This is a genomic window from SAR324 cluster bacterium, assembly GCA_029245725.1.
In the GTDB taxonomy this organism is placed as follows: domain Bacteria; phylum SAR324; class SAR324; order SAR324; family NAC60-12; genus JCVI-SCAAA005.
The window spans coordinates 1-10,103 of sequence record JAQWOT010000141.1 but is presented as its reverse complement, the minus strand read 5'-3'; the positions used below and the strand labels follow the sequence as shown (position 1 = coordinate 10,103).

The 10,103-nt window shown below is 49.3% G+C and carries 12 protein-coding genes; 8 read left to right on the top strand and 4 right to left on the bottom strand.

The genetic code is table 11. The features are described 5' to 3' along the window. From mtnK to P8O70_06510, 4 genes are all read right to left on the bottom strand, one after another. The coding region (gene mtnK, locus P8O70_06525) for an S-methyl-5-thioribose kinase (protein MDG2196529.1) at positions 1-1,030 on the bottom strand (1,030 nt) is incomplete at its 3' end. A 32-nt stretch (positions 1,031-1,062) separates the two neighbouring features. Then, the gene (locus P8O70_06520) at positions 1,063-1,203 is read right to left on the bottom strand and encodes a hypothetical protein (protein MDG2196528.1); all 141 of its coding nucleotides are present in this window, start codon (positions 1,201-1,203) and stop codon (positions 1,063-1,065) included. A 66-nt stretch (positions 1,204-1,269) separates the two neighbouring features. After that, on the bottom strand, positions 1,270-1,602 hold the full coding sequence (locus P8O70_06515; protein MDG2196527.1) for a UTRA domain-containing protein: 333 nt from the start codon (positions 1,600-1,602) through the stop codon (positions 1,270-1,272). Then, positions 1,506-1,793 (bottom strand): GntR family transcriptional regulator, encoded by a 288-nt coding sequence (locus P8O70_06510; protein ID MDG2196526.1) that lies wholly within the window; start codon positions 1,791-1,793, stop codon positions 1,506-1,508. The genes P8O70_06515 and P8O70_06510 overlap by 97 nt, the downstream gene beginning before the upstream one ends. Positions 1,794-2,043: 250 nt before the next feature. On the opposite strand from P8O70_06510, the gene P8O70_06505 reads away from it, so the two are divergent. The 8 genes from P8O70_06505 to P8O70_06470 form a co-directional block, all read left to right on the top strand. Next, complete coding sequence (locus P8O70_06505; protein ID MDG2196525.1) at positions 2,044-3,255, top strand: MFS transporter; 1,212 nt, start codon at positions 2,044-2,046, stop codon at positions 3,253-3,255. 119 nt (positions 3,256-3,374) lie between these two features. Further along, positions 3,375-4,490, top strand: a complete 1,116-nt coding sequence (locus P8O70_06500) for an MBL fold metallo-hydrolase (protein ID MDG2196524.1) — start codon at positions 3,375-3,377, stop codon at positions 4,488-4,490. Positions 4,491-4,564: 74 nt separating this feature from the next. After that, complete coding sequence (locus P8O70_06495; protein MDG2196523.1) at positions 4,565-5,155, top strand: TetR/AcrR family transcriptional regulator; 591 nt, start codon at positions 4,565-4,567, stop codon at positions 5,153-5,155. 7 nt (positions 5,156-5,162) lie between these two features. After that, entirely contained in the window at positions 5,163-5,630 is a 468-nt protein-coding gene (locus P8O70_06490; protein MDG2196522.1) for a (2Fe-2S)-binding protein, read from the top strand. Then, the gene (locus tag P8O70_06485) at positions 5,630-7,747 is read left to right on the top strand and encodes a xanthine dehydrogenase family protein molybdopterin-binding subunit (GenBank protein ID MDG2196521.1); all 2,118 of its coding nucleotides are present in this window, start codon (positions 5,630-5,632) and stop codon (positions 7,745-7,747) included. The genes P8O70_06490 and P8O70_06485 overlap by 1 nt, the downstream gene beginning before the upstream one ends. 48 nt (positions 7,748-7,795) lie before the next feature. Then, the gene (locus tag P8O70_06480; GenBank protein MDG2196520.1) at positions 7,796-8,218 is read left to right on the top strand and encodes a VOC family protein; all 423 of its coding nucleotides are present in this window, start codon (positions 7,796-7,798) and stop codon (positions 8,216-8,218) included. Positions 8,219-8,227: 9 nt separating this feature from the next. Next, positions 8,228-9,382 (top strand): hypothetical protein, encoded by a 1,155-nt coding sequence (locus tag P8O70_06475; GenBank protein MDG2196519.1) that lies wholly within the window; start codon positions 8,228-8,230, stop codon positions 9,380-9,382. Further along, the coding region (locus P8O70_06470; GenBank protein MDG2196518.1) for a thiamine pyrophosphate-binding protein at positions 9,379-10,103 on the top strand (725 nt) is incomplete at its 3' end. The genes P8O70_06475 and P8O70_06470, both read left to right, overlap by 4 nt.

The window sequence follows — 10,103 nt, the reverse complement described above, 5'->3', positions numbered from 1 at the left end:
GTAAGAATCGCTGACGCTGCAAGGCGAAGCCAATTTGTCCTTCTGGATAATTCCAGTAGCTATTGGAAGTTTCCCGTTCGTGTGCAACCCAATTTGCTTCGAACTTTGCCTGAAATTGGTTCCAGGTCTCCTCCGCTGTCCGTAAAATCCAATTGCGATACTCGAAAGGCTCACGGTCCAGCATCTTTTGACGTACTTCGGATGCGTAGTAAGCGAGGAATAGATTGCCAATAAAGGCGCCCACATCGAAACCGATCGGACCAAAGAAAGCGAACTCAGGATCAATTACGTAGGTTTCTTCCTCATTGGCCATGATACTGCCAATGTGAAGATCCCCGTGAAGCAGCGCCTCACTGTGATTCATGAAGGCATATTTCATTTCTGCAACAGCAACCTTCAGTTGGGAATCCTGCTGAAGATAGTCTTTGTCTGCCTGGGTTACTTCATCGTGGTAGACATTTGTCTCATGGTCTTCATACGGATTAGTCAACACAAAATCCTCAGTGATCTTGCAGAGTTCTGGATTTATAAATCTGCCCACCATCGCTTTTTTCTCACTCCCGGTCAGACACCAATCAGTTGTTGGGAAGAGGGTGTTTGCTAGGAAGGAGGAAATGTGCTCAGCCAGTTTTGGGAAGACCTTCCCCAAGATCATTTCCCCACGTAGCACTGCATGTTGATTCAGGTTTTGCATCACCACCAGCGACATGTCTGTGGAAGCGTAAAAGATTTTGGGGACATGCTGCGGGCAATACTTTGTGTGGTGCTCAAGCGCCTGAATCTCAAAGTTCATGCGGTTGCGAGACAGTGGCCAGGATTCGCCAACAATTCGCAAGAAAGGCACGGCCTGCTTGATTACCACTGTTTGTGCAGGATTCTTTCGTTGTCTTACCTTGTAGACAAAGTTCAGGTTGCCGTCCCCTACCTCCTCGACTTCCAGATCATCCAGATCCGAAAAGATCTCTTGCACACTGGGTATGTCCTTGAGAAATCCCGGGACTGTTTCCGGGCTGAGCTGACGGTATTCCATGATTTCTTCCTCTGATTGATAGAGTTTTAGAATCAGTCCAAGGGACACTCACGGATGATCTTGAATTCAAAAACCTGACTGCTGTAGTACTCTTTGCTGTAGCAGACTGGGAAGCCACCGATGTCGTAGTTCACTTCTTCAAACAGCAGAAAATACGCAGATTCACTGTTCAATTCTGGTAGCTCCTGCTGTGTCAAAAGGGTCGGGGTTATGTAACTCTCCGTATGAGAAACTGGATATCAGCTTTTGCTCAGTAGCTCAAAGAGTGAATCCCGGAAGACCTGTTCTTTGAGTCCGTCTGCTAACAGATTCTCAGGAATGACGTCAATGCAATAGGCAGCTTGCACGTCGTCTGCGAAGCGGACTCTTTCAATCCAGTAACAGCTTGTTCCGTGGGGCAACTGAAGTTTTTGACTGAGCTGCTCATCAGCAGGAATCTTCTCCACCTGGATTCTCTGCGTTGAAGGCTTGGCTCCTACTTTTCGGGTGTGCTCCGTAAACTGCTCAACTTTTCCAAGCCACTCTCGAGAACGATAGGGAGTTGTCTTAGGAACGTCACCCGACCGTTCGATTTTTGGAGTATCCCCTGCTCGACAAGGTTACCAATGGCCTCTTTAAGCGTTGAACGTCCAACCCCAAACAGTTGTCCCAGCTCTGCTTCAGTCGGTATCTCTTCACCAGGTTGGTAATTGTGTCCACGGATCAGTCGCAGCACAGCTTCCTGAACCCGACGTGTCAGTGGCTTGTCAACTCGCAGTAGCATAATTTCTCCCTCTGCATCACAATCAGTTCATGAAATCTAAAGGGCCTTCAGACATCTGATGTCTTAGCACCGCAAGAATCTAGCGAAGGTGTTTCTGTAGCGCAATGCAAAATTTTATTGGTTAAATTATCGATTGTATGGGAACTTCGCATTCATGGCTTTTGCAGTTTTGGCAGGCAGAGAAAGACGGATTAGTCCGGACAGATGACAGTAGCCTCTCGAAGAACCTTTTGAGACAACCCAGAATTTTATGAGTAACTCAGCGCCACGTAGTTGGCTACTGCCCTTCTCAATCGGTCATTTTGCAAATGATATTGCACCTGTATCACTGGTTGTTTTGGCCCCAGCGATTGCCTTGGAGATGGATCTATCCACAGCAGAGGTTGGCTTGCTGTTGGCTCTACAAGGTTGGGGCTCTGCCATTGGCTTCTTGCCAGCCGGATTGGTAGCAGATGCAGTGTTGAATCGTGGACGTTTGCTGATGATCACCTTTTGGTGGGTGGTGATCGGCTACTGGTTAGCTTCTTTGGCTCCTGGCTTTTGGCTCTTGGCGTTACTGCTCGCTTTTGGTGGAAGTGGTGATGCTGCTTGGCATCCCCTAGCTACTTCCATTCTTGTACAGCAAACTCCTTCACGCAGGGCCCAAGCACTGGGAATCCATGCGATTGGGGGGACACTCTCAGCAGTAGTTGGCCCGCTGATTGTTGGCTTCCTACTGACCATGATTGACTGGAGGAACACCTTACAACTGATCACACTGCCTGCTGCACTGATGGGAATCTGGTTCATCATTCAAATGAAACACATTCCCCTTCAAACCAGTCGTATGAGATGGAATCGTCAGGAATTCCGAGCGATTGTCAAAACCTGGTCTGGTTCTAAAGGCCGCCGCATCGTACTAATGATGAGTACCTATCATATGGCGATGGTGGCCTTGATCAGTATGATTCCACTATACCTGCAGCAGGATAAAGGCTTGTCTTCATCTGAAACTGGACTGATCTATGCGGTGATGGTTCTTGTGGGCGCGTTGGCTCAGCCTTATGTCGGTAAACTCTCAGATATGGTAGGACGTCGAAAAGTAATTTTAAGTTTCAATGGTGGCGCTGCTCTGGCTGCATTTGCTGCTTATACATTAGACGCAACCTCTTATTTGTTTGCTGTACTTGCGATGCTCTTACTGGCAGTGGCGCTGCTGCAAGGTGTCCGGGCTGCGATTCTAGCTGCGGCTGTTGAATTCGCTGGCTCACGAGAAGGTGCTGCCCTTGGATTCTCCTTCTCTTTGATGGATGGAATCGGGGCCTTGGGTGCCCTGCTAGCCGGTTGGGTTGCTGGTTATGCTTTCAGTAATGCATTCCTACTGTCCGGAGCCTTGGCAGTCTGTGCTCTGTTCGCTTGTCTGAGCGTCGCTATGCCCAATTCAGTACCTTCCATAGAAAATCCTGAAAATCAGCCTACCTGAGTTATAGTAATTGAATTTGAGAAAGCTGATTACAGTTAGAAAATCTATTGACTGATTAGTCAGTTTATGATGAATTATGACTGATTAGTCAGTTTTTAGTTAATTTTTTTTGACATACTATGAGCAATCTCCCATCTTTGATTTTGATGACCTTTGCCTTTGCAAGTTTATTAGGTTCCTGTTCGATCTGGGAGCAACTCGGGCAAGCCCCATCGAGTGAAATGTTGTCCAGTTATGGCAACTCACCTCATTATAACAGGGAGGAGAAGGTTTTTGAGAACCGAATCCCAGATGTTCTTGATAAGATGAACGAACGGATCGATTGGCGACTTACCCTCGAGTATTTCACGAGTGATTCATCTCGCAGAACACCTGACAAGCCACTTCCTGAAGTCAATCCTCCCAATCTCCAAGCTTTTTTAGAACCAACAGGTTCTCTACGGTTTATCTGGCTGGGACATTCCACACTATTAGTAAATGTCCAAAACAAACTGATTCTGTTTGATCCTGTTTTTTCGAATTCAGCGGCCCCAGTTAATTTCTTGGTACAACGCTTTCAGCCAGCTGTCCTAAGTTTGGACGAGTTACCTCCGATTGACTACATCGTGATCTCACATGACCACTACGATCATCTAGATATGCGTTCCATCCAGTTCTTTCGAGATAAAGAGGCAACATTTCTCGTTCCCCTGGGAATCAAATCTCACCTGGAATATTGGGGAGTCGCCTCCAAGAATATCGTTGAGTTGGATTGGTGGGCAGAACATGAATTTGAAGGAATTCGCTTTGTATGCACACCAGCCCAACATTTCTCTGGACGAACGGGAACCAGTCAAACAACCCTTTGGGCATCGTGGGTAGTAGATTCACCCAACAGTAAAATCTATTTCAGTGGTGACTCAGGGTATGATGAACATTATAAAAAAATTGGTGATCAACTCGGCCCTTTTGATGCGGCCTTTATCGATAGTGGTCAATACAATGAGCGTTGGCGGGAAGTCCACAATCTGCCTGAGGAAGCTGTCCAGGCTGCCATTGATTTGAGAGCAAAACAGATGATCCCGATCCACTGGGCGATGTTTGAGCTTTCCTTGCATGAATGGGATGAGCCGATTAAGCGTTCCCAACAAGCTGCTGAAGAACTTGGAATGGAGCTAATGACTCCAAAATTGGGTCAAGTGGTCGACCTCGCAGTGAAAAATCAATTTTCTCATTGGTGGGAACAGGTACAATAGGTTTATCAGAAGCTGTTACGCTTAATCAGGATTAGACCCCATTCGCTTGGGAGCTGCTATTAGGAGTCAGTCCGATGAATCATCCACCAAAGAAACAGGCACTGTTGGATTCAGCTATGGAACTCTTTGCCCGAGATGGCTTTTGGCAGACAACCACAGCCAGTATTGCTCAAGGGGCAGGTGTCGCCACTGGAACGCTCTTTACATATTTTCCAACCAAGAATGATTTGGTTGACGAGGTGTACTTGATGATCAAGCGTGAGGCACTGGCTGAAGTTCAAAAGGAACCAAAATCCCAGGGATCTTATGAAGCTGCATTTAAAGAGATCCACATTCGACTGCTGAAATGGGGTTCAGCAAATCCGAAGAAGTTCCAACTGATGCTGCAACTACGGCAGGGCAACCAAGTCAGTCAGCGTATTCATGAAACCATCGAAGATGACTGGAAAGAAGGTTACGAATGGATCAAGTTGGGTCAACAGGAGGGCAAGTTAGCGAGCTTTCCAACCAATTTATTGCTTTCCATCATCCACGGACATCTGGAGGCAATGATTCAACATAATATCCAGCACAATCTCTCCGAAAAAGAAGTAGATGAAGTCGCTACAATTTCCTCTGAAATTCTCTGGCGCTATCTTTCACCCCAGTCCAAATCTCCTCAGTAAAAAATCCATGAAGAAGACTCTTAGAATCAATCAAACCGCAATCGAACTAGATCTTGAGCCCGACACCCCCCTGCTCTGGGTACTTCGGGATGAGGTCGGCTTGACCGGCACCAAGTTTGGTTGTGGGATTGCTCAGTGTGGTGCTTGTACAGTTCATCTGGATGGCAAGCCTGTACGCTCCTGCAGTCTCCCCTTTGAAGCAGTTCCTGAGAATGCTGAAATCAGGACCATTGAAGGGCTGGGACAGAGTCGATTACACCCGGTACAACAAGCCTGGCTAGAAGAACAAGTCCCTCAATGTGGATACTGTCAATCAGGACAGCTAATGGCTGCCACTGCCTTGCTTCAGGACAACCCTCAACCCACTGACTCTGAGATTGATCAAGCGATGAGCAATATCTGTCGCTGTGGAACCTATCCAAGGATCCGCAAGGCCATCAGACGAGCTGCAGAACTTCAAACACAGGAAGCTTGATGAGTTTAACAAGACGGGCTTTTCTTCACTCATCACTGTTGGTGACTGGGGGTTTGTTACTGGGCTGCACCTCAAATTCTCCACGAATTTTGAGTAGCCCAAAGGAAGCTGCAAATAAGTTGGGACTTTGGCTGAGAATCGGCACGGACAATCGGATCGGTTTTGTGGTGCCTTCAGTAGAGATGGGCCAGGGAGTTACTACTTCAATGCCCACGATCCTGGCAGAAGAACTGGATGTGGAGCCGGAGCAGATCGATATTGTCCTGGCTTCCGTCCACAAAGCGTATCGGCAGCAGGGAATGTTCACACAGGGAACCGGTGGTAGTACATCAATTGTGAAATGGTGGGAACCCCTCAGCAAAACAGGTGCTGCTGCTCGAAGCATGCTTGTCCAGGTGGCTGCAGATCGCTGGCAGGTACCTCCAACGGAATGTCAAACCCAAGCCGGACAAGTCCTGCATGTTGATAGTGGAAGGAGGCTGAGTTATGGAGAATTGGCAGAAGCTGCTTCGAAGCTCGAGGTTCCTGAAGATCCACCTCGTAAAGATCCTTCGAAGTACCGACTCGTTGGTCAACCCCTGAAGCGCTTGGACGGACTGGTTAAGGTCACAGGCCAGGCTCAGTTCGGGATGGATGTTAAAGTGCCCGGTATGCTCTACGCAACGGTTCGGCAGTCTCCTGTTTTTGAAGGCGAGGTTTTGCGTTATGATGAGTCCAGTGCTTTGAGCGTGAAGGGAGTTGTCAAAGTTGTCGAAATTCTCAACGGAGTAGCAGTTGTCGCAGAAAAATTCTGGCAGGCCAAGAAGGGCGCTGATGCCTTGCGCATTGAATTTAGTGGAGGCAAGAGCCAGGGATTGGATGATCAGAAATTAGAGCAGCAGTTGACTGAGGCTCTGGATAATCTGGGCAAAGCTGAGATTTCAGGAGAGAAGACTCTGGATGTCGAGTACTTCCTGCCCTATCTCGCCCATGCTACGATGGAACCGATGAACTGCACGGCTGATGTGCATCCAGACCGCTGTGAGGTGTGGGTGCCGACCCAATTTCCCGAAGTGGTCCGAGACAAGGCAGCTGAAATCACAGGATTGGAACCAGAGCAAGTGACGGTTCACACTACCTATCTGGGTGGAGGCTTTGGCCGGCGTGGCTGGGACTTTGCGATTCAAGCAGTTCAGGCTTCCAAAGCGGTGGGGCGTCCGGTCAAGTTGATCTGGACCAGAGAGGAGGATACACAGCATGATTTCTATCGGCCGGCCTACAAGAGTCGCTTGCAGGTTCAACTAAGTGAAGATGGATTCCCTAGTTCATGGAGCCATCAGCTGGCAGGGCCATCTGCTATCTCTGAATTTGCTTGGCAATTGGTGGATACTAGAGCAGTGGGTAGTGTTTTGAAATGGATCGATTGGGATGTTACTTCCACGGAAGGAACCCAGCTCCCTTACGCAATCCCTGAGCACGAAATGGACTATGAGGTGGTTGAGCCCGGCATTCGTGTGGGCTTCTGGCGATCTGTTGGCAACTCTCATAATGCCTTTACAGTCGAAAGTGTACTGGATGAAGCCGCAAACCTTGCGGGTCGTGATCCACTGGAATATCGTTTGGCATTGTTGAAGGACCAGCCACGTCATCGAACTGTGTTAGAGCGAGCTGCTAAGGAGGCAGGCTGGGGCGCTGAACTGCCAGAGGGGCATGCCAGGGGCATCGCTCTTCATGAGTCCTTTAAAAGTATTGTTGCCCAGGTTGTTGAAGTTTCTGTTGACGCAGGCACCGTTCGTGTTCATAAAGTCCATTGTGCTATTGACTGCGGACGATACGTCAACCCCAACATCATCCGCCAGCAATTGGAAGGAGCAGTGGTCTTCGGGCTCTCTGCAGCTCTCTACGAACAGATTTCCTTGAAGGATGGGGCTGTGGCTAACAGCAACTTCCATGATTATCGGGTCGCTCGCCTCTCGGAGGCTCCCGAAGTATTTGTGAGTATCATCGAAAATAATGAAGCTCCAGGTGGAGTTGGGGAACCAGGATTGCCACCGATTGCTCCTGCGCTCTGCAACGCCATCTATGCTGCAACAGAGAAACGAATTCGTCGATTACCAGTTACTAATCAACTTATCTGAGACAACACGACCAGTTCATTTGGTCCATAATTGAACAGGAGATTTTCCATGCGATATTTGCACACCATGCTTCGAGTGAAGGATCTCGAAGAATCTGTTGCTTTCTATAAGTTGCTAGGTCTCGAAGAAGTCCGTCGACGTGACAGTGAGGCTGGGCGCTATACCCTGGCTTTCATGGCTCCAGCTGGACAGGAAGAGGCGCAGATTGAGCTGACCTACAACTGGGACGGTGACGAGGGCTTACCCAATGACAGTCGCCATTTCGGGCACCTGGCCTATCAGGTTGAGAATATATATGACAAGTGCCAGGAATTAATGGACAAAGGTGTCTTGATCAATCGGCCCCCTCGCTGTGGGCGCATGGCCTTTGTTCGTTCTCCTGATAACGTTTCGATTGAACTTCTCCAGGCGGGAGAGGCCCTTTCTCCAGCTGAACCCTGGTCGAGTATGGAAAACACAGGGCACTGGTGAGAGTCTTGTTTGATTGATGTTTTGAAGAATCGTTTCGCTAGAGCGATTCCCTACCAAACCAACATCAAATTGTTGGAGCGGCCAGCTGCTTTTGGTTTCCTGAGAAACCTAACTTGGGACTTCACCTGGCTGCTCTGTGGGTTGTGGCTATTGCCATTGGTCATCTTGCTAGATTGGGGAGAAGGACTAGAAACCTTCTTCCTGCTCTGCACATTGCTGTTCTGGCTCACGCACCGCTTCAGTTCCCTCCTGCTGGCCTTCACTTCCCCAAGTTATTCTTCTGTACGCAAAGCTCAGCCCCTGCGCTTTTTGGGTGTACCCGTTTTGGTAATTCTGTCCGTCTTCACTTGGCTTTATAGTCCTTGGCCGACTTGGACACTGGTGGAAAAAATCTTGGTTCTGGCAGTCATTGACTATGCCTGGGCGCTCTACCACTTTGCAATTCAGCACTACGGGGTGCTGCGGCTCTATCAGCTACGCAATACGAAGCAACTGGGTCAGTCTAATGCACAGCAGCGAAATTGGTGTTTGCTGTTGGGAGGCGTCCTACCGTGGCTGGGAGAATTGGTTCAGGGCACAACTTGGTTGCAGCAGGAGGGGCTGCTGAGCTTAACTTGGCTATCATTTGATGCAGCTAGTATCTTGACACTCCGAGGAGCGGTGTGTTTGGTCTCTTTAATGGCTTGGCGCAAATTGACAGCACAAAACTGCTCGCTGGCCTATCAAGCCTACTTGCTCAGCCTGTTCTTACTTGCCAATGCTGCCTGGTGGATTTCTCCGCTGGCGTTTCTGGTACTGATCAGCGTACAGCACTGGCTGGTTGCGGTGGGTATTGGGGGACACGCCCACTCCATCGACTCTCCCAAGAATCATTCCGGATGGAGAATTGTCGGGGTCTGGGTGCTAATGACCATCGTCGCGGTACCATTTCTGGAAATGGACTCAGTTGATTTCTCGAATGGCCTTGGAGCAGAGTGGATTCCTGGCTGGCAGGCTTTGTTAGTGGAGCCAAGTGTACTCACATTCTGTCTGGGGCTGGCTTTTGCGAGTGGATTTGTTCACTATTTGATGGACCGTGCAGTTTACCGATTTGCAGATCCAATGGTGCGACAGCAGGTCTTAGGGCTTTATCTTTCTGATTTACCAACTGGGAGAAATTCATGAATGGTGCGGAACAACTGATCCGAACCCTGGTTTCTGGGGGTATCAAGGTCTGCTTTGCGAATCCAGGTACCTCGGAGATGCACTTCTGTGCGGCCTTGGATCGGGTGGAGGGTCTGGAATGCGTATTGGGGCTCTTTGAGGGAGTGGTCACAGGAGCTGCCGATGGCTACGCCAGGATGAAGGATGAGCCAGCTGCCACCCTACTACACACAGGACCAGGATTGGCGAATGGGCTTTCCAACATTCACAACGCCCGCAAGGCTCACACACCGATGGTCAACGTCATCGGGGAACACGCTACCTACCACATCGAGCATGATGCTCCCCTAAATGCAGATATCGAAGGAATTGCACGGCCCATGTCGGACTGGGTGAAAACTGCTCGTAATCCTACGGAGGTGGCTGCCACAACAGCTCAAGCAATCGCTGAAGCAAAGAGGGCTCCCGGCTGCATCGCCTCACTGATCCTGCCAGCAGATACCGCGTGGCAAGATGCCGGTGAATTCAAGCAAGCTCCCCCAGTACCTACCGTCCCTGCTGCTAGGAAAGTATCAAAGAAAGCATTGGAACATTGTGCCCGGGTTATTCGTGAAGAAGGAGAAGTCTTGATCCTCCTTGGTGGAAAGACCCTGCGTGAATCGTCTTTGGAGTGGGCTGGGAAGTTGGTGAGTCACTGTGGGGTCAGCCTGATGACCGAGTTTGCTGCTGCCCGAACCCAGAG